General features: G+C 55.0%; 19 protein-coding genes. 11 read left to right on the top strand and 8 right to left on the bottom strand.

Annotated features, from left to right (window positions below):
* Positions 1-243 precede the first annotated feature (243 nt).
* Positions 244-948 (top strand): PqiC family protein, encoded by a 705-nt coding sequence (locus ACN0UH_RS09080; RefSeq protein ID WP_417661757.1) that lies wholly within the window; start codon positions 244-246, stop codon positions 946-948.
* Between the two features lie 233 nt (positions 949-1,181).
* Here ACN0UH_RS09080 and ACN0UH_RS09075 read toward each other — a convergent pair whose 3' ends face one another.
* Positions 1,182-2,786 (bottom strand): histidine kinase, encoded by a 1,605-nt coding sequence (locus ACN0UH_RS09075; RefSeq protein WP_417661756.1) that lies wholly within the window; start codon positions 2,784-2,786, stop codon positions 1,182-1,184.
* 303 nt (positions 2,787-3,089) lie between these two features.
* On the opposite strand from ACN0UH_RS09075, the gene serB reads away from it, so the two are divergent.
* Entirely contained in the window at positions 3,090-4,304 is a 1,215-nt protein-coding gene (gene serB, locus ACN0UH_RS09070) for a phosphoserine phosphatase SerB (protein WP_417661755.1), read from the top strand.
* A gap of 31 nt (positions 4,305-4,335) precedes the next feature.
* Complete coding sequence (thpR, locus tag ACN0UH_RS09065; RefSeq protein ID WP_417661754.1) at positions 4,336-4,860, top strand: RNA 2',3'-cyclic phosphodiesterase; 525 nt, start codon at positions 4,336-4,338, stop codon at positions 4,858-4,860.
* 125 nt (positions 4,861-4,985) lie between these two features.
* On the opposite strand, the gene ACN0UH_RS09060 is transcribed toward thpR, so the two are convergent.
* From ACN0UH_RS09060 to ACN0UH_RS09040, 5 genes are all read right to left on the bottom strand, one after another.
* The gene (locus ACN0UH_RS09060) at positions 4,986-7,055 is read right to left on the bottom strand and encodes an EAL domain-containing protein (RefSeq protein WP_417661753.1); all 2,070 of its coding nucleotides are present in this window, start codon (positions 7,053-7,055) and stop codon (positions 4,986-4,988) included.
* A 212-nt stretch (positions 7,056-7,267) separates the two neighbouring features.
* Positions 7,268-9,106, bottom strand: coding sequence for a molecular chaperone (locus ACN0UH_RS09055; RefSeq protein WP_417661752.1), 1,839 nt, complete (start codon positions 9,104-9,106; stop codon positions 7,268-7,270).
* A 216-nt stretch (positions 9,107-9,322) separates the two neighbouring features.
* Positions 9,323-10,189, bottom strand: coding sequence for an archaetidylserine decarboxylase (gene asd, locus ACN0UH_RS09050; protein ID WP_417661919.1), 867 nt, complete (start codon positions 10,187-10,189; stop codon positions 9,323-9,325).
* Positions 10,190-10,270: 81 nt separating this feature from the next.
* Positions 10,271-11,086 (bottom strand): rhodanese-like domain-containing protein, encoded by an 816-nt coding sequence (locus tag ACN0UH_RS09045; protein WP_417661751.1) that lies wholly within the window; start codon positions 11,084-11,086, stop codon positions 10,271-10,273.
* A gap of 177 nt (positions 11,087-11,263) precedes the next feature.
* Positions 11,264-12,781, bottom strand: a complete 1,518-nt coding sequence (locus ACN0UH_RS09040; RefSeq protein ID WP_417661750.1) for an HDOD domain-containing protein — start codon at positions 12,779-12,781, stop codon at positions 11,264-11,266.
* A gap of 274 nt (positions 12,782-13,055) precedes the next feature.
* Here ACN0UH_RS09040 and motA point away from each other — a divergent pair, with 274 nt between their 5' ends.
* Together motA and motB are read left to right on the top strand one after the other, a co-directional pair.
* Positions 13,056-13,907 carry a flagellar motor stator protein MotA gene (gene motA / locus ACN0UH_RS09035; protein WP_417661749.1) on the top strand — a complete coding sequence of 284 codons (852 nt, stop codon included), beginning with the start codon at positions 13,056-13,058 and terminating at the stop codon, positions 13,905-13,907.
* 10 nt (positions 13,908-13,917) lie between these two features.
* Positions 13,918-14,955: a flagellar motor protein MotB gene (gene motB, locus ACN0UH_RS09030; protein WP_417661748.1), complete on the top strand. Its 1,038-nt coding sequence runs from the start codon at positions 13,918-13,920 to the stop codon at positions 14,953-14,955.
* Positions 14,956-14,969: 14 nt separating this feature from the next.
* On the opposite strand, the gene rsgA is transcribed toward motB, so the two are convergent.
* Positions 14,970-16,001, bottom strand: a complete 1,032-nt coding sequence (gene rsgA, locus ACN0UH_RS09025; RefSeq protein ID WP_417661747.1) for a small ribosomal subunit biogenesis GTPase RsgA — start codon at positions 15,999-16,001, stop codon at positions 14,970-14,972.
* Between the two features lie 190 nt (positions 16,002-16,191).
* On the opposite strand from rsgA, the gene ACN0UH_RS09020 reads away from it, so the two are divergent.
* Positions 16,192-16,983: a class I SAM-dependent methyltransferase gene (locus ACN0UH_RS09020; RefSeq protein WP_417661746.1), complete on the top strand. Its 792-nt coding sequence runs from the start codon at positions 16,192-16,194 to the stop codon at positions 16,981-16,983.
* A 39-nt stretch (positions 16,984-17,022) separates the two neighbouring features.
* Positions 17,023-17,565: an oligoribonuclease gene (gene orn, locus ACN0UH_RS09015; RefSeq protein WP_417661745.1), complete on the top strand. Its 543-nt coding sequence runs from the start codon at positions 17,023-17,025 to the stop codon at positions 17,563-17,565.
* On the opposite strand, the gene queG is transcribed toward orn, so the two are convergent.
* A complete protein-coding gene (gene queG, locus ACN0UH_RS09010) occupies positions 17,566-18,630 on the bottom strand; it encodes a tRNA epoxyqueuosine(34) reductase QueG (protein ID WP_417661744.1) in 1,065 nt (354 codons plus the stop codon).
* A gap of 60 nt (positions 18,631-18,690) precedes the next feature.
* Here queG and ACN0UH_RS09005 point away from each other — a divergent pair, with 60 nt between their 5' ends.
* Genes ACN0UH_RS09005 through mutL form a run of 4 tightly spaced genes read left to right on the top strand, consistent with a single transcriptional unit; the run spans position 18,691 to position 23,951 of the window.
* Positions 18,691-20,184, top strand: coding sequence for an NAD(P)H-hydrate dehydratase (locus ACN0UH_RS09005; RefSeq protein ID WP_417661743.1), 1,494 nt, complete (start codon positions 18,691-18,693; stop codon positions 20,182-20,184).
* Positions 20,144-20,644: a tRNA (adenosine(37)-N6)-threonylcarbamoyltransferase complex ATPase subunit type 1 TsaE gene (gene tsaE, locus ACN0UH_RS09000; protein ID WP_417661742.1), complete on the top strand. Its 501-nt coding sequence runs from the start codon at positions 20,144-20,146 to the stop codon at positions 20,642-20,644. Before ACN0UH_RS09005 ends, tsaE begins: the two co-directional genes overlap by 41 nt.
* An 8-nt stretch (positions 20,645-20,652) precedes the next feature.
* On the top strand, positions 20,653-22,083 hold the full coding sequence (locus ACN0UH_RS08995; protein ID WP_417661918.1) for an N-acetylmuramoyl-L-alanine amidase: 1,431 nt from the start codon (positions 20,653-20,655) through the stop codon (positions 22,081-22,083).
* Positions 22,080-23,951, top strand: coding sequence for a DNA mismatch repair endonuclease MutL (gene mutL, locus ACN0UH_RS08990; protein ID WP_417661741.1), 1,872 nt, complete (start codon positions 22,080-22,082; stop codon positions 23,949-23,951). Before ACN0UH_RS08995 ends, mutL begins: the two co-directional genes overlap by 4 nt.
* Positions 23,952-23,989 lie beyond the last annotated feature (38 nt).

Here is a 23,989-nt window from a genome sequence, read left to right as displayed (position 1 = left end):
CAGGTTTCTAGGATGATATGACTGCTGGCAGCGTTCATTGTTCAGGGCATATTCCCGGTGCGGGCAATGGTAAATTGCCATCAGTTGGCGTGCAGGAGTATGCCTATCTGAAGGTTGGAACTTGTGTCTTGAGTGAGTTTTTCTAAGGGTTTTTAATTCGCTAACAATGGATGTTATAGCCTAAAACCGCTTTTGAATTTTATGGATATATAGACCAGTCTGATGACTGGCTGGATGATATTGATGATTGCAATGCGACTCCCCTTAATTCTGTTGATAGCTCTACTCGGGTTAGCTGGTTGTGCGCGTTACCAGCCGGTGCCTTTGTATCAGCTCGACAGTGGCGGCGCTAAAGTACCGTCTGCTGACGAGGGTGTAGCGGTGTTGCTGGGCCCGGTATCGATTGCCGATTACTTGCAGCGTGAGGCGTTGCTGCAGCGCCAGGAAGATGGCAGCTTGATCGCGTCGAGAGATGCGCGCTGGGCAGGCAGCTTGGCTTCAGACATTGATCAGCAGCTGCTTCTTCAATTGTCTTCGCAACTGAATAGCCAGCGCTTGACGCTTGCCCCGGCTGTGCCTGGCGTCACCCCGCAGGTCCAGATCCTGATGTCGATTGCCCGGCTTGACTCTGGCCCGCAGCGCCCAGCCGTGCTTGAAGCCCAATGGCGTTTGATGGGCAAAAACGGTCAATTGCTGGATGGCCGACTGGTACGTCTGGAACAGGCTCACGGTGGCTCCATCGCTGAACAAGTGCATGCTCAGAGCACACTAATGCATCAGCTGGTTGAGCAAGTTGCGATGGCGGTCAAACAGCAAGACGGTGAGATTCCGGCAATCGCTGAGCGAGCCCCTAAAAAAGCACCTGCCACATCCAAGAAAGAACAAGATCCACCTAAAATCCCAATGGCACAACCGGTGCGAATTGACTCTGAAGTGTTCCGGTTCTAAAACAGTTTGCAGCATAAAACCCAAAAAACCGCAATTTGCGGTTTTTTGCATTCAGCAGCATTGATTTCCTAGCGCCAGTTCCAGCCGCCAGTGGCGAATGGCGCCGCTGGCCGGCCGTACCGCAAGCGCCTGACATGTGATGCACGGCTCTATTTAGGCGCAGGAGTCGTCTGGTGCTAAAGGCTTGAGAGCAGGGCTGTGGGCCGGCTCTGCTAGCGCTGCAATTGTACGGCCTAGTGGTCGCGCAACTTGCCTAGCTGGCGTTCTAGCAGGGCTGGATATGGGTCCAGCAGCCTTTCGACGCAACATGCACCTTCTGGGCTGGCGATAGAGCGGGTGCGAGCGCGTTGGCGAACCAATTCATCATCGGCTACGCCGCGTTCGACCAACAGCAAGTTGCGGCTATGTTGTGACAGCGCCAGAGCGTCCTGTGAGGTTTCGTTGAGCAGCAGCTCACCCTGGCTTAGATTCATCAGGTCGTCACCCAAGGTCATGCCCAGCTGCAACTGCAAGGTGATGCCACTGTCGGCAACTTCGATTTGCAGGGCGTGCCCCAGTGCGCGCATCAGCTCACCACAGCAAATAGCATGAATCAGAAACTCTTCACCGCTGTCTTGGCGATGGAATAGCATCAGGCTACTGCCGTCTTTAAGCGTATGCAGTTCAGCTTGATAAAGGTTCGCTGCGCGATCCAGACAATCGCGATAACGTTTCAGCAAATCCATCAGGCGGGCGCGCGGTAAGCGACGTAGTTGCTCCTGAGCGCCTAGCTGAATTGCCAGCACTGCGCTTGGCTGGGAAGCTCTTGGCGTCGCCGGCACATGCGCAGCAGGGGCTGGCGTCGCGTCAGTGAAGTCATCTTCGTCTAGTTCAGCTGCGTCGTTATCCATGTCATGCAAGTCAGCAAATGGGTCGTTCTTAGTGTGAAGGGTGCTGTTTGCTGGCTGGCTCGTTTTTACGCTAGGCGTCGGCCGTGGCGACTCGTCAAAGTCGTGCACGTCATGGTTGTCATCGTCTTTGGCGCTGAGATTTGGCATCGAAAACCCCGGTTCATCGGCGTCTTCATCGTAGTTGTCATCTTCATCGCCGTAGTCTGCATCGTCGTACAGGTCTTCAGCTTCCAACTCGTGTTCTGGCTCCGGCTTTTCCGGGACCAGACGCGCTTGCAGTTGGCGGGCGAGATCACCAATTTCATCCTGACGACTGGCGCCAGGTGCAGGATCGTCGGGATCGCGCAGCCATACGCGCATTTGCAACAGCGGCGTTGAAATATAGCGGCCCAGGCGCAGGCTTAGCGTCAGTGTTAGCGCCAACAAAATCAGGCTGAGAATACCCATGCTCTGCAGGCTGATGGTCATGGGTTGTTCGAACTGGCGCATATCCAGGCTGATGCGCAGCTGCCCGGCTATTACCTCTTGAAAGGTGATAGGCGACGAGTACAGCCCGTCAGTCTCGCCAAGCATGCCTTGGCTTGGACGTGAGCCTGCTTCGGCAAGAATGCGATTGTCGATGCTATAAATAGCGGCATGTGCGACCAGCGGATTTTTCACCAGATTATTCAACAGCACATTCAGGCTGAGAATATCGTTGGCAACCAGCAACTCGGTGGCGGAAGACGCCGTTTGCGTAATCAGGCTGGTGCCCAGCGCTTCAGCTTGCTGCTGCATGGCTTGTTTGAACTGCATGCCGATCACCCACGCATAGATCACCAGCGCCATAGCGACGAGCAATAAGCTGTGGCTAGCGATGCGCAAGGCGAGTGGCACGCGACGTTGGCGCAGTGCCTGAAATAGCAGGATAAAGAAATTATCGGATTTCACGGGGGCGGGCCGGTTCACAGCGCTCTGATCTTGTCGACTGAAGATGCCGCGCAGTATAGCGAGCGGCCCGCGTACGGCAAAGCACTGCGCATGTCCGAATTGCTAGGAAAGTGGGTAGAATGTGGGTTCTTCACCGGCCCTGCTGGGTATAAGTGCCAGACGAAAAAACATCCGACAGGATGTGCTGCTGTCGAAATGGGCTGGAAAAGTGCTTTTTTCGCCTAACTATCATCTTGTGACGCGCCAATTTGCGCTTCATTAATTGTCTTAACAGCTATTTAACGGCTGTTTATTACTTATCAAGCCTTTGGAGGGTGCGCCTTGCGCGAAATCGTCCTGATCAACATCACTGGTGAAGATCGTCCCGGTCTGACTGCCGCCATCACGGGAGTATTGGCCCAAGGTGGAGTCAATATTCTTGATATCGGCCAAGCGGTCATTCACGACACACTGTCTTTTGGCATTTTGGTTGAGATTCCTGATACCGAGCGCGGTTCTTCAGTGCTTAAAGACGTGCTGTTCAGTGCCTATGAACTGGATCAGCAGGTGCGATTCACGCCTGTCTCCGAAGCTGATTACCAGCTGTGGGTCGCTGGCCAGGGTAAAGCCCGGCACATCGTCACACTGCTCACGCGCAAGGTCACGGCGGAACAACTGCAGCGAGTGAGTGCAATCACCGCCAAGTACGCCTTGAATATTGATCATATCGATCGCCTCTCTGGTCGCATGCCGTTGGACATGCCTGCCGAGCAGGGCAAGGGCTGCATTGAGTTTTCTGTGCGCGGCGAGCCTGCTGATCCAGCGGCGTTACGCGCAGAGTTCCTCAGTGTGGCGCAGGAGTTGAATGTCGATATCGCCTTTCAGAGCGACTCGCTGTTTCGCCGTAACCGCCGATTGGCGGTATTCGATATGGATTCGACGCTGATCGAGGCAGAGGTTATCGACGAGTTAGCCAAGGCTGCAGGTGTTGGTGATCAGGTTTCGGAGATCACTGAGCGTGCAATGCGTGGCGAGTTGGACTTTGCGGCCAGTTTCAAAGAGCGTCTGGCGCTACTAAAAGGCCTGCCTGAAACGGTATTGAGTGACATTGGCGCTTCATTGCGCCTGACTGAAGGCGCCGAGACATTGTTTAGCGAGTTGCGTCGTCTGGGCTATAAAACGGCGATCCTGTCCGGTGGTTTCAGCTATTTTGCCAAGCAGTTGCAAGTCAAGCTTGGTATTGATTATGTCTACGCCAATGAGCTGGAAATCGTCGATGGGTTGGTCACCGGTGTTGCGGTCGAGCCGATTGTTGATGCGCAGCGCAAAGCCGATTTGCTGCGTCAGCTCGCTGAAAAAGAAGGCTTGCGCCTAGAGCAGACGATTGCGGTGGGTGACGGAGCCAACGATTTGCCAATGCTGGCGATTGCTGGACTTGGCGTCGCATTTCGCGCCAAACCATTGGTGAAACAGTCGGCTAAGCAAGCCATCTCGACATTGGGCCTTGATGGCATTTTGTATTTGCTCGGCTTCCGTGACCGTGATGGCCTCGATTGAGCAACTCATGACTGGCCCGAGGTTGTAAGTGATGAGCAGCGCTGAACCAAGTAAGCGATTGTTTTTCGCCTTAGCTTGCGCCCCTGCATTGCGTGGTGCGATTTCGCAGTGGCGCAGGGGTTTGCAGCTGCGCTCTGGTCGGCCGGTTGCCGCCGAGAACTTCCATCTGACTTTGGCCTTTCTCGGCGCCGTGCCAGTCAGCCAAATTGATGCAATCTGTACAGCGGTTAGCCTGATGCCGGTTACGGGAAAGTCGCTGAACGTCTGCCTTGATTCTCTGCAAGTCTGGCCGCGCTCGAACATTTTAGTGTTGCAACCCCAGGACCCGCCGCCCGCGCTTGGGCAGTTGGTCTACGCGCTAGAGCAAGCGTTGTTACCTTTTGGTTTGTTGCTTGGGCACCATGAGTTTCGAGCGCACTTGACCTTGTCACGCGATTACCGAGCTGTTGTGCCGGAAGCCATTGAGCCAGCTGAATTTATGCTCAGGACGGACCACTTTGTTTTGTACGAGTCGCACAAGGGGCGCTATCGCGCGCTTGCAACGTGGCCTTTGTAGCAGTCGATATCTCGGTGGTTTCGCCCAGCTCGGTTCACACAGCAAGACGCCCAAGCAAATAGCTTGGGCGTTGGCCGTCGGATAAAAACTAATCCGTTCTATCTTCGTCGAGCTAGCTTGCGACGTTATTCGTCGTCGGAGGCGAAGTCGTAGTTCATGGTTTGTGTCGGCCCCTGCAGATAGAAACCCTGAATGTAATTGACCCCAGCTTGCCAGAGAGTCGACAGCACAGTTGCAGACTCAACGAAGGGCACGATGGTCAGCTTGGCTTGTGAGTGCAGGCTATCGAGCAGGGTTTTCAGGGCCTCCTGATTTTCGGCACGATTGAGGTCCTGGCTGAAAGAACCGTCGATTTTGACAAAGTCGATATGCAGATGTTTCAACGAGTTGAACGGGTTGAGTGCGCAGCCAAATTGGCTGAGAGCTACTTTGCAGTGCAATTCGTTGAGGCCTTGAGTCAGCGCTTTCGCCTGCTTCAAGTATGTCACCGCATCTGTTTCGCTAAGCTGGAAGGCCAGCGCATCCGAAGGCAGGCGTGCCGCCTTGAGAGCAACGCTTAGCCAAGGGAGTAGCGTCTGGTCTTGCAGGCTGGCGCTCGACAAGTGCACAAACAGGCGGGTGTTATGACCTTTGCTACGATGCTCGGTGAGTTGCTTGATCGCATTGAGGATTACCCAGCGATCCAGCTTCTCGCCCAATCCGGCGGTAACGGCATCAGCAAGAAACTCAGTCGGTTGAGTTTCTTCACCTTTGGAGTTGAGCATGCGTAAAAGCACTTCATAGTGCTCTTGGTTGTCGCCGCGCAGGCTGATGATCGGCTGGAACAGTAAGCGCAAGCCGTTGTTATCCAGTGCCTGCTTCACCATGGCCACAATGTCACCACGGTTCGCCGCCGCGGCGATCACATCGGCTGGGTTGAATAGTTTGAGGTTGTTGCCCTGTTCTTGCTCGTCGGCGCAGCGGTGCGCGCGATCAACTACGATTTGCCCATTCGGCGTGGTCTCGTTGAGCCCAGCAACGCCAATCGAGAGAGTGGTTTGTGCAGTTCGGCCATTAACATCAAATAAATGGCCTTCGACTTTTTTCAGCAGCACTTTGAGCTCAGGCTCTGCCTGCTCAGGCGTGACACCCAGTTGCAAGGCGGCGAATACATCATCGCCAAAGCGTGCCAGCTGTGCTTCACCGGCGAAGTGGGTGCGTAACAGACTGGCCAGGTCGGCCAGTAACATATCGATACCTGCGATGCCGATGTCGGCGAGCAAGGTGGAGTACTGATCAAGGCGGATGTACGCCAGGCTGGACGGTTGCCCGGTATTCACTGCTCGATCTGCTGCTGTGTCGATCAATTCCAGGAAGTGGGGGCGATTGAACAGCCCGGTGACCAAATCCTGACTGCTGATTTCACGCAGTTTCTCTTCCAGTTCGCTATTGTCGGCATCCGAGCGAATGACGACTTGGGTGCATGGTTCGCCATCGTAAGTGGCCGGGAGAAAACTCATGCGCGCCTTGAAGCGCTTGCCGCTGGCTTTTACTCCGGAGAATTTCAGCTCTGCTGCGCTTTCGCTGTCTGCATAGTTCTTCAGGAAACTCTTGAATTCGCCTTGGTCGCAGCTGTCGATCAAGTCGATCATCGGCATGCCTTCAAGCTCGTCGGCGTCTTCGTAGTCGAAGAGTTCAAGGTAGGCGCGGTTGGCGTAGATATGCATGCCGTCATGGACGTAGGTTATGGCGTCTACTGAGCTTTCAAGTAACAGTTGGCAGCGCTTTTCCGCCTCGCGCAAGGCAACCTCGGCACGCCTGCGAGCACGACGTTCCTCGAGGTTTTGCAGTTCGCGCTTAGCGATCAGAATCAGGCGCTCGTCATCACCTTGCGGCAAGGCATCCTGAGCGCCCATGGCTAATGCTTCGGTGATGCTGTCGGAGTCGTTGTCGGCGAGTAACTGGATTGCTGGTACATCTTTGGCCAGGCGCCGGATCGAACCGATCGCCTCTGTGGGCGACAGCTGTTCACTGTTGGGTGCGCAAATTAGCAGGTCCCAGGTTTGTTGCAGGGCTTCGCTGAGGTCATCGCTGGAGGTAAGACGGTGAACGCGTGTTGCGCTACCTGAGTTACGAAACAGGCTGACAAGGCGTTCGGCCTCATTTTGCGAGTCTTCGAGGATCAGCAGGCGGATGGTCTTTTTTTCGATGGCCATTGTTCAGTTCGGTCTGCGCCAAGGTATGTGAACTCTCGGCCAAGGTTAATCGTCAGTTGAGCAGAGTTGTCGGCGTATGCACGTTCGAGTCGTGCGGTGCAGAACACCAATTGTGTGCCTGGAACGAGCGATGCAAAAGTGACAGATAGAAAACATGTCTCACTGGCTTGGTTACGCTGGCAGCACGCTAAATGAGAGAATTCGTACGGAATCTACAGCGACTTCCAGAGTGAGTCAAAGTCTTCCTCTGAACCCGCACGCTGGTTTTCCACGGGTGTGACGGGCTTCCCGTGATCGTCAGGTATAGAGCTGTGGAGACGGTATTCAAACTGATTGAAACTGCCAGTTGATGTGTGTTTTTGACCCAGCATTGCGCGGTGTTCTACCCCGGCAATATTGACTATTACTTTATTGCCTTCCTGGAAGGGCAGGCGCGGCACAATGACCGAGGCAGGGCGAGAAATAGCGCTTATTTCTGGCAGTAACAACCCGCGTAGATAGCTGCTGTTTTGCTCGCTTTTGCGAATTAGCTGCAGGCCGCAGGGTTGAGCGTGAGGGGCTATAAGCTCGATACCCATCTGGGTGCCGCCGCCGCGTGCCTGACGGATCCAGCGCACCACCGCAATACTCCAGGCTTGACCGGGGGCATCTTGAATACCCAGCAGCTCCCCGGCTTGCAGTTGGCTAGGCACTTCTTTTGGCCAGGTAAGGCAGTATCCGCCCGGGCTGAGGTTAATGATGGGCAGCTCGAATGTCGGGAAAACCTGACTTTCGACGTCTTGGTGCGCAGCCTCATAAGTCTCGGCCGCTTGGGTCTGCGGTTTTTGGTACTCGATTTCTTCGTAGGGCAGACCGTGATCCCAACCGGGCGTTTTTTGCGCATCGAAGGCATTCGACCATATATCTGGCTTGCCCGTTGATTCTTTAAATTCGACTTTGTTGATTTCTGCCGGCAGTTTGAGGATATCGGCAAAGGTGCGTTTATTGGCGATGAAGTAGTGCAAGGCACTCATGCCAATGCAAAGGGTTAACGAGCCTTGGCCATTGCTGCGCTGAAAAGTCCGTTCGGAAATATCGCCCCAGGCTGCGCTCAGGTGCTGCAACAAATCAATGCTTAAACCTTCAGGTACCAGCACTCGAGATTTGCCGACTGACTCTGGTGGAAGGAGCAAGTGTTCATTGATCGCATCAATCAGTGGGTGGGTATCAATGCCGATCGCAACCTGCAGGTCTTTTTTCTGGAATAACGAGGTGTAACGTGGCGGGCCATCAAGCTGAGTTGCAACGGCAAATAAGCTCTCTGGGTCGTTGCCATCTTCGATGTTGACCAAGGTGCTCCATTGCTCAAGTGCCTCGGCAACACGGCCAATAGCATTCTGGCGCATCTGATTGCAGCGCGAGCAGCCCATCAATGCAGCGACGATATAGTTTTGCTCGACACTCAGCCCTTGGCTGTGTCGAGCCAGCGGGTCGCGCACCACGATATTTTTCAGGCCACGCTGTTTGGCGATCAAATACAGCTGGTGCAGCTCAAACCACAACCCTTCAGGAACCGGGCAATAAAGCTGGCTGGCACGCACCAGTGGTCCACAAAGACTATGAATAGCGCGCTGCAGGGCAATCGTCAGGAGTTGCTTGGATTCTTTGCTGCTTTTGATGACGTTGCGCGAAATAACCAGTTTGTAGCCGTTGGCCAGATGGTTTTGCAAAGCTTGGCAAAGGTTGGCGACTTTTCGTGGGCGCTCATCAAGGACAATGGCTTGATTGAGAAAGTGTTTTTCCAAGTGCTGACAAACGTAGAAGACCTCAGGGCGCAACAGCTCCAGAAGCTGTAAGCGATTATCAGAGGGCGTCAGCAGTTGGTTTATCTCGACAAGCGCCTGATAAAGCTGGCGGGCCGTCTCGCCAATATTGGCTTTGGGCAGGTGGGCGATCCAGCGTTTAAGGTCACGCGGAGTAGAATCACAGAACGACAGGCTCTGGTTTTTCGGCGTCGAAACGCGAAGCAAGAGATGAGGAGTCTGTGTCTCAGTCAAACTTGGATACTCCATGCCGGTGAGAAGCCGACATTCTAGTGGTCATACTAGAAACCCTAGCAGCATCCTTGCGTGACACGGGACAAAAAACGAGTTGTATGTTGTTGAGTCGCAACGCTATTAGCACAACCTTAAGCATAGTTCTGTATGACTCATGCACGCTCGGTATTCCCTGACCGAGCGTTTTATAACTGTACACTATTCATTGAGCTGCGGCGTTTATGCGCCAGTCTAAAGTGCTTTGGCACCCATCAGTTGACCCATTTGTACACTGCTGCAAGCCGTTAACTCTTCACTCCATTTAACCTGCTCAGGTCCAAACAGAACAACGGCTGTCGAGCCCAGTTTAAAGCGACCCATTTCTGCGCCTTTCTCCAGATAGATTGGCGCACGAGCGGTTTCATCGTAGCTAAATGTTTTCAGCTCGCGCTTTGGTGGAGTGACCAAGCCTGCCCAAACGGTTTCGACCGAGGCAACAATCATCGCGCCAACCAATACCACCGCCATCGGGCCGCGCTCGGTGTCAAACAGGCAAACTACGCGTTCGTTACGGGCGAACAACTCAGGCACATTTTCTGCTGTGGTCTGGTTGACCGAAAACAGGCGGCCAGGTACGTAAACCATCTGTTTAAGCGTGCCTGCCAGCGGCATGTGTACGCGGTGATAGTCTTTCGGCGACAGGTAAACGGTAGCAAATTCGCCGCCCATGAATGGGCTTGCTAGCTGTGTATCACCGCCAAGTAGTTCGACCACGCTAAAGCTGTGGCCCTTGGCTTGGAATACCCGGCCATGCTCAATTTTGCCGAGCTGACTGATGGTGCCGTCTGCTGGGCAGAGCACTGCATCGGCGCTGGTATCGAGTGGACGTGCGTCATCTTTGAGGGCTCGGGTGAAGAATGCATTGAAATGCTCGAAAGCCGTTGGGTCTTCGACCTGAGCTTCACTCATGTTGACGTTGTATTGCTTGATAAACCATTTGATCAGGCGATTTTTGAACCACGCAGCACGGCACTCAGCAGCGCAGCCAATCAGCCGCGACAACAGGTGATGTGGCAGCAAATACTGGCTGATGATGAACAAGCGTTGTTTCATTGTGATTCCTTAGAGTCTTACTTGATTGTGCAGTGCTGCCGCGATGCTGCAAACACTGCACATACTGATGCGCGTATTACCGATAGCTCAATATTCTACAGGGGTATCTGGGTGGTTGCCCCATTCGCCCCACGAGCCGGCATAGGCTTTAACGTTGGGATAACCAAGCGCTTTTGCTGCAAGGTAGGTAAAGCCTGAGCGGTGATGCGTTTGGCAATGAGTGATGATTTCCTTGTCAGGTGTGATACCGAGCATTTGCAAGACCTCGGCCATATCCTGACGGATACGCAGTGAGCGCGCGGGGTCCATGCCGGCGGTCCATTCGAAGTTAATCGCCCCGGGAATATGCCCGCCCTTGGCCGCTAGCACTTTTTCGCCGCTGTATTCGCCAGGGGCGCGCGCGTCCCAAATCGCCAGATCACTAGCGCCAAGACGGCTTTGCAGGTATTCGCGGCTGGCAATTGGCGCGTTATTTAGCGTCAGTTCAACCTTTTCGCTGTGTAGTGCTGGTTGAGCGGCGCTGACTTCGCGATTTTCTGCAAGCCATGCCAGTAGGCCGCCGTCCAGGTAGTGGTAATTGCTGTGTCCGATGACATCCAGCAGCCAGATAAACCGCCCGGCCCAGCCGCCGCCTTCATCGTCGTACACCACGTAAACGGCGTCAGGGTTGTGCCCCAGTTCAGTGAAAACTTGCTCTAAGTCTTCATGCTTCGGCAGCAGGCCGGGAGCAGGAGGTTGGCCCAGTTGCGTGCGCTTGGGGTCGATAAAGTACGCGCCAGGAATATGCCCCGATGCATAGCGCGATGCGCTAGTTAGGTCGACCAGTATTAGCTCAGGCGCGTCAAGGCGGCTGGCCAGTTCAGCAGGCTCAATAACCAGTGGGAGTTCAGCGAAGGCGGACATGCCGGGCCTCAGTAGTCGGATATGCTTGGCATTGTAACGGAAAGGTGGGAAAACCTTCGAGCGACTGTGCGAGAGATTATTACGGCAGTTTTGCTGCGATTTATCAGGCTCAAGGCGCTGTTTTGCCTAAGGAATCTTGCATTAAAGGCAGCGTTGCACTGCCTTGCGTGGGAAAGCCTAGCGCCCGCGATTGGCAAAGTTGCTGAGTGCGCGCTCGATGCATTGACTTGTCTTTGCAAAGATTTGCAGGCGCTTATCGTCCAGCGCTGCGCCGTTGCAATCACAGACCGCAATCATCACCACCCGGCCATTGGTACCCAATGACCTGAACAATAAATGCTCGCTGGGAAATAGCTCTTTAACTGCGCCCGACAAGCGTGCTGAGAATTGCGCGATATTCTCAGGGGTTAAACGCAGTTGTCCGGGGGCATTCAATAGGGTGCGCAGAACCTGGCTTTGTTGCGGGTCAAGGCTCAGCCCTTGGGCCGACTTATTGAGACCAATGGGGTGTTGTGAAACCAGTTTACTTTGCGTGCGATCTGCCAGCAGTAAAAGCACGCGCTGCATTCCGCCAGCTTGCAAAGCGCGACTGGCGCAGGCGGTTAATTGCAGAACATTGTTAAACCCGCTGGGCTCTTGGAGCAGTTGTTTGCAAAGCTGGCGCCAGTCCTGGACGTCAGTTTGAACGGCGGGAGGCGGCTCAGGCGAGATCAAGTGGCTGTCGTGCCAAGGCCAGAGCATTGCTTGCGCTGGGTGCCAAAGATCGGTGGTAACCAGTTTTCGGGCGCTGATCGCGGCTTGCTGATGAATCGACTGCTGTAAGTCAGCAACTGGTAATTGCAGGTAGAGCCCGGTGAGCTGCTGCCAGCGCAGACTGTGCTGACCATCCCATGAGTGGTGTGCTGAAAGTGCCAGGCCGTTTGCCAGAAGAATGCAATTGGCGGGCTGGCCAAGCCAGCGTTGCAGATCAGGATCGGCATCTAGGCATTGTTGTTGATGCAATGGGTGCTCGTTGTCGCGAGCAATCAGCAGCGCTTTGGCAAGAAAGCGCCGGTCATTGAGCAGCAGTCGGTAGCTGTAGCAAATCCATTCGGGGAGTCTCCAGCGTTCAGCAAGCGCGAGACAAAGCTGGAGTAAAGGTACGCCGAGCATGTCAATTTCAACCTTTTGTGCAGGCTCGGCCTTGACCAGTACGCGTTGTTCCCAAGTGCTCAGCAAATCGGGGAAGCTCGAAACTAATGCCCAGACCGGGGCGAGAAACAGCAGGCTGCCCCAGTGGATTTCTTGCCATAGCCTAGCCAGACGGCTGGAGAACAAGCCATTGGCTTGTTGCGATGCGTGTTGGCTGATCAGTTGGATCTGACGCAGGCCCAAGGGGATTTCTTCGCGCTTAAGTGCTGGCAAGCGCTCAAGCAGTGCCTGGGTGCGCTGCAGGCCGAGTCTGTTGAGTGCGTTTTCAAGGCTTTCAGCGGGCTCACCCAAGGTGTTTTGCGATGCATTGGCTTCGCGCAGCACGCTGATCGCCAAAGCTGGGCTACTTTGAATCAGGTCTGCAATCTCACGCAATGAGCGGTTGCTGTCAGCCAGTGCCGCCAGAACTTTCTGTCTGCTTTCAATCTGTACAGGCAATAGCTGTTTATCTAACAGCTCCAGCCATGCTTTAAGAGTGCGAGGTCTAGCGATTGGATTGGGCATTGGGTTGGCCAAACTGGCTTTTATTATTAACTGACTATAGTCTCGCGCAAACCTTCCGATATAGAGAAGGGTTGTTTCAAATATTCCTAGGAACATCCTGGAAAACTGGCTGCATCAGGTATCGCTGTGTTGGAAAGATGCTCAAAATGCTCACTTACACCCAGTAAAGTCGAGCGCGACCTTGGTTGTTTTTGCACTTTTTAGCCTTGATCGCCTGCCGTTTGCTACGTTTTTCAGGCATTCCCTTATTTTTAGGCGCATAAGTTTTTAAATTATGGCAAAAATCATCGGCATCATCGTTGTGTTCGCCAGCGTTCTGGGTGGCTTCATCATGTCTGGCGGCCATGTAATGGCATTGGTGCACCCATTTGAGGTGCTGATTATCGGGGGCGCGGCATTGGGGGCATTCCTCCAGGCAAACCCTGGCAGCACCTTTATGTTGGTGTTCAAGAAATCATTGAAGATGTTCAGTTCGCGCTTCAAACACTCTTATTATTTGGATGTGTTGCGACTGATCTACGAAATCCTTAACAAGAGCCGCCGGGAAGGCATGATGGCGATTGAGGCTGATGTTGAGGATCCAGCTGCAAGCCCAATATTCAGTAAATACCCGGCGATTCTTAAAGATGAGCGGATGACCGCGTTTATCTGTGATTACCTGCGGATCATGTCATCCGGCAATATGGCGCCACATGAGCTGGAAGGCTTGTTCGACATGGAAATCGCCAGCCTCAAAGAAGAGCTCGAACACCCAAGCCATGCGGTAGCGAAAGTTGCCGATGGCTTGCCCGCGATGGGTATCGTCGCTGCGGTGCTGGGTATTGTTATTACCATGTCGGTACTGGCCGAAGCGAATAACGCCGAAATCGGGGAAAAGGTTGGCACTGCGTTAGCCGGGACCTTTATGGGGATTTTGGCTTCGTACGGCTTCTTTGGCCCTCTGGCCAGTTCTCTTGAGCATGACGCCAAAGAAGAGGTCAATGTCTACGAGGCGATCAAGGCCGGTTTGGTGGCTTCGGCTTCCGGCATGCCGCCATCGCTGGCTGTCGAGTTCGCGCGCAAAGTCTTGTACCCGGCGCACCGCCCAAGCTTTATCGAGCTTGAACAGGCCATGCGTGGAAACTAAAGGCTGAATCATGGAGAACAATCAGCCCATCATTGTAAAGCGAGTCAAGAAAGTTGTCGGTGGCGGTCATGGCGGCGCCTGGAAAATTGCCTTTGCCGACTTCGCAATCGCGATGATGGCGTTTTTCATGGTGATGTGGCTGATGTCGTCGGCAACGCCTGAGCAGAAAAAGTTGATTTCCGGTTACTTCCAAGACCCGATTGGCTTCACTGAAAGCGCCAGCCCTTATGTTATTGATTTGGGCGGTTCGCCAACCCCTTCGCCTGATCGTACGTTGAATCCTGAGGATCAGCCGGATGCACAACAGAGTGCAACGGATGTGCAGCCTGACACTTCCTCTGATGGATCTCCGGTGGATCCGCATGAGGCGGAGAGTATTGCTGAGCAAATGGAGCGCGAACGCCTGGAATTGTTGCTTCAAGAGTTGCAGAACAAGGTTAACGAAGACCCGCAGTTGCGTAATTTCAAGGATCAGATTCTGTTTGAAATTACCCAGGATGGTTTGCGTATTCAGATCATGGATGCCGAAAACCGCCCCATGTTTGCCATCGGCAGCGCCCAATTGCAGCCTTACTTTGAGGATATCTTGCTGGCGCTTACTGACACCATCAACGCGGTACCCAATAAAATCAGTGTCAGTGGCCACACCGATGCTAAACCCTTCGCTGGCACTGGCGGCTTTGGTAACTGGGAGTTGTCTGCCAACCGCGCCAACGCGGCGCGGCGCGTATTGGTCGAGGGCGGGTATGACCCGGATAAGGTGGCGCGGGTGGTGGGCTACGCATCTTCAGCGCTGTTCGATCGCGAAGATCCGTTAAACCCGGTAAACCGGCGTATTGATATTGTCGTGTTGACCAAGCGAGCTCAGCGCGCGATCGATGGTGCGCAGGGCGCTGGAGACGCGCCCAATCCGTCAGCTCCGGGCGAGGCTGGGGCTGAGGAGGGCGCTATGGACACTGCCCCGGATATCTTGCCAGCCGAGGAGATCAAACAGCGCTTGAATATCTTCGAAGATGGCGCGCTGAAGATCGATACGCCCGAGCCTTAACGGGCGTAAACGGTTTAGTATTCGTCTTCAGGCAGGCTCGCCAGAATATGCCGGTAGCTGGCCATGCGTTGCGGTTGGATGCGACCTTCATCAAGGGCCTTGAGTAGTGCGCAGCCTGGTTCTCTGTCGTGTTTGCAGTCGCGAAAGCGGCAGTGGCCGAGCAGTTCATGAAATTCAATAAACCCTGCTTCAACGTCATCACGGCTGACATGCACCAAGCCAAACTCACGAATGCCGGGTGAATCGATCAATTCGCCGCCACCCGGGAAATGGAACAGACGCGCAGTGGTCGTGGTGTGCGTACCCTTGCCAGTCAACTCAGACAGTGGGCCGACGCGAGTTTCAACTTCGGGTAGCAAGCTGTTGACCAGCGACGACTTGCCAACGCCGGACTGGCCGACGAACACGCTAACGTGCCCATCAAGCTGCTGCATAAGCTGCTCCATGCCGTCACCGTGATGGGCTGATACTTCCAGCAACGGGTAACCGAGTTGGCGGTAGACCGCCAGCATTGCGTTGAGGGCGACGCCGTTTTGCTCGTCAATCAAGTCAGCCTTGTTGAGCAAGAGTAGCGGGCGGATGCCAGCGTGCTCAGCGGCGACCAGATAACGGTCGATCAAGTTGGCGTGTGGTTCAGGTAAGGGGGCGAAGACGATGACGATCAGGTCAACGTTGGCGGCTACCGGTTTTAGCTGGCCGCGAGTGTCTGGACGACAGAGTTCAGTGTTGCGCGGCAGTTGCGCAACAATAACGCCTATTCCCTGATTGCCTGGGCGCCAGACCACACGATCGCCGGTGACCATGGTCGGTAAGTTGGCGCGCAGGTGGCAACGAAAGACCTGGCCAGCCATTTCCCCTTCGAGCGCCTCAACTTCGACTTGAACACCAAAGTGAGCGATGACTAAACCCGTTTGTTCTGGGCCAAGATCACCGCCTTCCAGTGTTTGCAATGCTTGTGATTCGCGCTTGGCGGCGCGGGCAGCACGCTCGCCCTGGATTTTTTCGATGCGCCAGTTTTGCCGGCGATTGAGTTGGCGTTTGGCCATGAAGGTTCCGAAGGTGTGTTACTTAAGGGAGGCAGAGTTGCAGCCGTTTATTTCGCAGGCAATTCTAGCACGGGCAAGGCAAAGGCTAGTGTTCCGGCTAAACTGTGCATCGCATCAGCCGACAAACAATGGCAGACAATAAAATCATGGTGGTAGCAAATTTTGCTGCTGCAAGGCCGGGAGTGGATTGATGGGGTTGGTTGGTGGGCTGCGTCAGCTTGCTCAGCGCTATCCGGCGTTGGTGGCGCTGTTTGCTCAAGTGCTGGCAACGGCATTGCTGGCGGTAATTGTGCTGCTGTGCATCTCGGTTGCGGGTTGGCGTCTTGACTGGATGAGTGCCGGGCTGTTGCACGGGTTGCTGGCTGCAACCATTGGCCGTTGGTTTGGGCTGTCACGTTTGTGGTGGTGGCTGAATCTGGCGTTCGCGCCTGCCTTGCTGGTCTTTGCCGGAGCGCCTTTGCCGTCTTGGGTATTTTTGCTGGCATTTTTGACGCTGCTGCTATTCAACTGGAACAGTTTCGGCGAGCGCGTGCCCTTGTACCTGACCGGTACTCAAGGCACGCAGTTATTGGTCAGTATCGTCGAGCAGCAGGCTACGCCGCTGCGCTTCGTTGATTTGGGGTGCGGTCCGGCGGGATCGTTGCTGGCGCTGGCGCGAACGTTTCCAGAGGGGCTGTTTGTCGGGGTCGAGACTGCGCCGTTATCTTATTTGCTGGCCTTGTTGCGGTCGCTGTTTCAAGCCAACTGCAGCATTCGCTATCAAAGCCTTTGGCGCACTGACCTGGCAGAATTTAATGTTGTGTACTGTTTTTTGTCGCCAGCACCCATGGCTGAGCTCTGGCAAAAGGCCTGCAGGGAAATGCAGCCTGACACATTATTGGTGAGCAATACTTTCGCGGTGCCTGATGTTCCGGCCGATCAGCAACTGCAATTGAACGATTGGCGCGATTCGAGCCTGTTGCTTTGGCGTATCCCCGGCTGATTAATTCGTTAAACTTGCAGGCCTTCAGAGGAGCAACATATGCAAAGCGCAAACAACTTGATTTGGATCGACCTGGAAATGACCGGGCTTGATCCTGAGCGTGACGTGATCATCGAGATGGCCACCATTGTCACCGACAGTGATCTCAAGGTTCTGGCTGAGGGTCCGGTCATTGCTGTGCACCAGAGTGATGAAGCGCTTGCCGGTATGGATGAGTGGAATACCCGCACCCACGGCGAAAGCGGTCTGACCAAGCGTGTGCGGGAGAGCAAAATCAGCCAGACTGAGGCTGAGGCACAAACCATCGCATTCCTTGAGCAATGGGTGCCCAAAGGTAAGTCGCCAATTTGCGGCAACAGCATTGGTCAGGATCGCCGTTTCTTGTATCGCTACATGCCAACGCTGGAGGCGTACTTCCATTACCGCTATCTGGACGTCTCGACTCTGAAGATTCTGGCTGATCGTTGGGCGCCGCAAATCAAGGAAGGCTTCGTCAAAAAAGGTACGCATCAGGCGCTGGATGATATTCGTGAGTCCATCGCTGAACTGCAGTACTACCGCGAGCACTTCCTCAAGGTCTGATCAGGCTTGATTATGGCGCTTGAGGGCCCACTCGACATGCTCGCGCACCAGCTCTGATGGGTAACCACGGCGTGCTTTGAGCGCTTCGATCACTGGAATGCTTGAGGGTGCGTTACCAAGGCCGACAGCTAAGTTGCGTAGCCAGCGTTCGTAACCCGCTCTGCGCAAAGGCGAACCCTCGGTGCGGCTGAGAAAATCTTCTTCGCTCCAGCAAAACAGCTCCGCCAGCTCGGCATTATCGAGTTGGTGGCGCGGTTTGAAGTCTGATTGCTCGGTGGGGCTGGCAAAGCGGTTCCAAGGGCAGACCATCTGGCAGTCATCACAACCAAATACGCGATTGCCGATAGGCGCGCGCAGGTCTTCGGGAATTGCGCCCTTGAGTTCTATCGTCAGATAAGAAATGCAGCGCCGGGCATCAAGTACATAGGGCCCGACAAAGGCCTGGGTTGGGCAAATATCCATGCACGCCGTGCAGCGTCCGCAATGTTCGCTGCCGTGTGGCGCATCTACGGGCAGGTCGATATCGACAAACAATTCGCCCAAAAAAAAATAACTGCCGGCTTTGCGGTTGAGCACCAAGGTGTTTTTGCCAATCCAGCCGAGGCCAGATTGCTCGGCGATGGCTTTTTCCAGTACTGGTGCGCTATCGACAAAGGCGCGAAAACCGAAGGGGCCAATTGTCTGTTGGATGCGTTCGGCTAAATGCTGCAAGCGTTTGCGGATTAGCTTGTGATAGTCACGGCCCAGCGCATAGCGGGAGATGTAGGCTTTCTCCGGTTGGGCTAAACGTTTGACCATTTGCGTGTCGCCCGGCAGGTAATCCATGCGCAGCGAAATCACCCGTAGCGTACCCGGCACCAATTGCTCCGGGTGCGAGCGCTTGCTGCCGTGCGCCGCCATGTACTCCATCTCACCTTGGTATCCGGCATCCAGCCAGCGCTGCAAATGTGCTTCGTGTTCGCCGAGGTCGAGCCCGCTGATACCGACCTGCTGGAAGCCCAGTTCTCGGCCCCAGTCTTTGATCGACTGTGCGAGTTGGTTGAGATCAAGCGTATCGATAGACATGTTCAGCGGCAAACCAATAGATGAGGTGCGTATAATTCTGCCAGACAACGGAGTACTCGCATGCCGGATTCTGCAGACAATTTTCCTCTAGCCCTTTATAGCAGTGCTCAGGTGAGACAGCTTGACGCCAGTTTGATCGCCGCAGGCACCTCCGGTTTCGAGCTGATGAGCCGTGCTGCGCATGCCATTTGGCGCGCGTTGCGCCAGCGTTGGCCGAGTGCCAGTGAGCTGACTGTGCTGGCGGGAAAGGGCAACAATGCGGGCGATGGCTACTTGATTGCCGAGTTGGCATTGCGCGCGGGCTGGCAGGTCAAAGTGCTTGCAGTTGGCGAGCCGGGTGCGCTTGCCAGCGATGCGCGGCTGGCATTCAAGCAGGCGCAGGCCGCCGGAGTGCTGGTCGAGCCTTGGTGTGAGCAGGCTGTGCTCAATGGCGTGGTTGTCGATGCAATGCTCGGTACAGGCTTGAAAGGTCAGGTGCGAGCGCCATATTGCGCAGTTATTGAGCAGCTCAACGTCAGCGGCTTGCCGGTATTGGCTGTGGATATTCCTTCCGGTCTCTGTGCTGATACCGGACAAGCCCTTGGTTGCGCCGTGCGTGCCGATATTACCGTTAGCCTGATTGGTTTGAAGATAGGTTTGTTTACCGGGCAAGCTCCTGAATACCTTGGGCAATTACAGTTCACTGATTTGCAGGCGGATCCTGCAATCGTTGCGGCTCAGGCTGCCACAGCGCACCGGCTGACTAAGGGGAGTTTGCCGCAGTTGACTGCGCGTCAGCTGACTGTGCACAAAGGCCAGTTGGGCCATGTGCTGGTGGTGGGTGGTGAGCTGGGTTTTGCGGGCGCCGCATTGCTGGCCGCGCAAAGTGCGCTGCGTGGCGGCGCAGGCATGGTTTCCTTGGCAACCCGCAGCGCGCATGTAAGTGCCGCGCAAGTGCGGACTCCAGAAGTGATGGCTGCAGCTGTGGTTTCAGCCAATCAATTGCTGGCACTGGGTGAAGCCGCATCGGTTTGGGTCGTAGGTCCGGGTTTGGGACAGGGCGCATGGGCGCGCAGCCTGTTATCTGCTGCCGCGATTAACCAGGCGCCGCAGGTTTGGGATGCTGATGCGCTGAACCTGTTGGCCACTGGTTGTGTCTCACTGCCAGCAAATTGTGTAATTACCCCGCATCCGGGCGAAGCTGCACGCTTGCTTGGTTTGAGTACTGCTCAAGTGCAGGGCAATCGACCTGCCGCAGCACTGGAACTGGCCAAGCGCTTTGACACAGTCTGTGTATTGAAAGGTGCGGGTAGTCTGATTGCTGATCCTGGCGGACAATTGCATCTTTGTGATCGTGGCCATCCGGTGATGGCTGGTGCCGGGCTAGGTGATGTACTAGCTGGACTCATTGGTGCGCTGCTGGCGCAAGGCTTGGGGCCCTTTGCGGCAGCAAGTTTGGCGGTTTGGTTGCATGCGTGCGCCGGTGAGCGTTTAGCAGTCAAAGGGGAGGGATTGGCCGCCAGTGATTTGTGTGATGCCATTCGTCAGTTATTACAGGAGCAGTCTGTTGTCTGATTTAGAGCTATACGCAGCGGATGAGCAGGCCATGGTCGAGTTGGGTGGGCGCATTGCCGGTATTACGGCTGGTGCTGGAGTAATCTATCTGCACGGTGATCTCGGGGCCGGTAAAACCACGTTTTCACGCGGGATAATTCGTGGTTTTGGTCATGTGGGTGCGGTTAAAAGTCCCACCTTTACCTTGGTTGAACCCTATGAGTTGGACGATGTTCGGGTTTATCACTTTGACCTGTATCGCTTGGTCGACCCGGAAGAGCTAGAGTTTTTAGGTATTCGTGATTACTTCGATGGCGATGCATTGTGCTTGGTTGAGTGGCCCGAGCGCGGTACAGGCGTTTTGCCAAAGGCGGACATGGACATTACCATTAGCGTGCAGGGAGCAGGGCGGTTGCTGCATTTTCAAGCGCATAGCTCGCGCGGTACTGCCTGGTGTGCCAATTTGGCCATTGGGAGATGAATAAAATAATGGGGTCGGGTATGCGCATAAGCGCGCGTTTAGTTTTGGTAGGGGTCGTACTGGCGGCTTTTGCGTCAGAGGTTTTTGCTGCCTCGGATGTGCGCGGCGTTCGCTTGTGGCGAGCACCGGACAATACCCGTTTGGTCTTTGATTTATCAGGCCCGGTGAAACACAGCGTATTTACCTTGGCTGCACCTGATCGCATCGTGATCGACATCAGTGGCGCTAAGCTGGCGACCTCACTGGATAAGCTTGCGTTGAGCAACACTCCCATTACAGGCGTGCGTTCGGCGCAGCGCACAGCCGATGATTTGCGTGTGGTGATTGACCTTAAAGACATGGTCACGCCTAAAAGCTTCACCTTGGCACCTAATCAACAATACGGCGATCGTTTAGTCGTTGATTTGTACGATAAAGGCGCTGATAGCACACCTAACTTGCCGCCAACCACGGTAACCCCGTCAGCGCCGGTGCCGGTTACTCCGACTCAGGCCCGGCCGAAGCTGACCCCGGTGCCCAATGGTAAGCGCGAAATCGTTATCGCGATTGATGCTGGTCACGGCGGCGAAGACCCAGGCGCGCTGTCGCCGGTGAAGGGGCGCGTGGAGAAAAACGTCACCTTGGCCATCGCTAAAGAGTTGCAACGCCAAGTCAATGCTGAGAAAGGTTACCGTGGCGAGTTGGTACGCACCGGCGACTATTTTATTCCATTGCGTAAACGTACCGAGATCGCCCGCAAGAAGGGGGCGGACCTGTTCGTTTCGATTCACGCAGATGCCGCGCCATCGCGAGCTGCGTTCGGTGCTTCGGTGTATGCCTTGTCTGATCGCGGTGCAACCTCTGAAACCGCGCGCTGGTTGGCAGACTCGGAAAACCAGTCGGACTTGATTGGTGGTGCGGGTAACGTCAGCCTCGATGATAAAGATCGAATGTTGGCGGGGGTGCTGCTCGATCTGTCGATGACTGCATCGTTGTCTTCGAGTTTGAATGTCGGTCAGAAGGTGCTGGGTAACATCGGCCAAGTGACGCCGCTGCACAAGCGCCGGGTTGAGCAAGCTGGGTTCATGGTGCTGAAGTCGCCAGATATTCCGTCGATCCTGGTGGAAACCGGCTTTATTTCAAATCTGAATGAGTCAAACAAGCTGGTAACCTCGAGTCACCAGCGGACGTTGGCGCGCTCGATAATGACCGGGGTAAAGCAGTTTTTTGAGCAAAATCCACCGCCTGGCACCTATATCGCGTGGATGCGTGACTCCGGCAAGATCGCCCAAGGACCCCGTGAGCATCGAGTGAGTTCCGGGGATAGCCTGGCGCTGATTGCCGCGCGCTATCAGGTCAGCATGGCCTCGATCAAAAGTGCCAACTCAATGACTTCAAGCGTGGTTAAAATTGGCCAAGTTCTGAAAATTCCTGCTACCTCGCTGGCTGCACAACCATGACTGATGCTGCAAGAATCCAGCTGCTTAGCCCGCGGCTGGCTAACCAGATTGCCGCTGGCGAGGTCGTAGAGCGGCCCGCCTCGGTCATCAAAGAATTATTAGAAAACAGCCTGGACTCAGGCGCCAAGCGCATCGAAGTGGATGTTGAGCAAGGCGGTGTCAAGCTGTTGCGGGTACGCGATGATGGCGGTGGCATTTCCGCTGACGATCTGCCTTTAGCGCTTGCTCGTCACGCCACCAGCAAAATTCGTGAGCTTGAAGATCTTGAACAAGTGCTGAGCCTCGGCTTTCGTGGTGAAGCATTGGCATCAATTAGTTCGGTGTCGCGGCTGACCTTGACGTCACGCACTGCTGACGCTGATCAAGGGTGGCAAGTCGAAACCGAAGGTCGCGATATGCAGCCTCGGGTGCAGCCTGCTGCGCACCCGGTTGGAACCTCGGTCGAAGTTCGCGATTTATTTTTCAATACGCCCGCTCGGCGTAAATTTTTGCGTGCTGAGAAGACCGAGTTTGATCATCTGCAAGAAGTGATCAAGCGCTTGGCGTTGGCGCGGTTTGATGTGGGCTTTCAGTTGCGCCACAACGGCAAGACCATTCTTTCACTGCACGAAGCGCATGATGAAGCCAGTCGGGCCCGACGCGTTTCGTCAGTGTGCAGTAACGGCTTTCTTGAGCAAGCCTTGCCAATTGAAATCGAGCGCAACGGCCTGCGGCTGTGGGGCTGGGTTGGCTTGCCTACCTTTTCGCGCAGCCAAGCTGATTTGCAGTACTTCTATGTCAATGGGCGCATGGTCCGCGACAAATTAGTCGCTCATGCCGTGCGTCAGGCTTATCGCGATGTGTTGTTCAATGGGCGCCATCCGACCTTTGTCCTGTTTCTCGAAATCGATCCGGGTGTGGTTGATGTCAACGTGCATCCAACTAAGCACGAAGTGCGTTTCCGTGACGGGCGCATGGTTCATGACTTTCTTTATGGCACCTTGCATCGCGCGCTAGGTGATGTACGCCCTGAAGATCAGTTGGCAGCGCCTGCATCGGTTAACACTATGGTTCGCCCGACGGGCCAGGCCGCTGGTGAGTTTGGTCCGCAAGGTGAGATGGGGCTGGCGGCCAATGTGCTTGAACGCCCACAAGCTGAATCGGTTTGGCGCTCGCCGGGTGCGGGCTTTCAGGGCGGGCGTGGTGCTTTGCCTGCCGCAGAAGCCCAAGGCGCGTACCGCGAGTATTTTACGCCGATGTCGCCAGCTCCAGCGCCTGTTGGCTTGCCGCAAGAGCAAGGTGATGTACCGCCACTGGGCTATGCAATCGCGCAGCTCAAAGGTGTCTATATCCTTGCTGAAAACGTGCAGGGCATGGTTCTGGTTGATATGCACGCCGCGCACGAGCGGATTACTTACGAACGCCTCAAGGTGGCGATGGCCAGCGAGGGTTTGCGCGGTCAGCCACTGTTGGTGCCTGAGTCTATTGCAGTGAGCCAGCGTGAAGCGGATAGCGCTGAAGAACACGCGGCGCTGTTCCAGACGCTTGGCTTTGAGTTGCAGCGCCTAGGGCCGGAAACCTTGGCTATCCGTCAAATTCCGGCACTGCTTAAACAGGCCGAGGCCACGCGACTGGTGCAGGATGTGCTCACTGACCTGCTCGAATACGGCACCAGTGATCGCGTTCAGGCGCATATCAACGAATTGCTCGGCACCATGGCTTGTCATGGCTCGGTACGAGCTAATCGACGCCTGACGCTGCCTGAGATGAATGCGTTGCTGCGTGATATGGAACACACCGAGCGTAGCGGTCAATGCAATCATGGTCGTCCGACATGGACGCAGCTTGGTATGGACGATCTGGACAAATTATTCCTGCGCGGGCGTTGATTGGTCGCGCAGTCTCGCTGTTATCAAGAGATGTAACC

The organism is Pseudomonas sp. (assembly GCF_048265905.1).
Taxonomy (GTDB): domain Bacteria; phylum Pseudomonadota; class Gammaproteobacteria; order Pseudomonadales; family Pseudomonadaceae; genus Aquipseudomonas.
The sequence above is the reverse complement of the archived record's forward strand: the minus strand, read 5'-3'. Positions and strand labels throughout refer to the sequence as shown.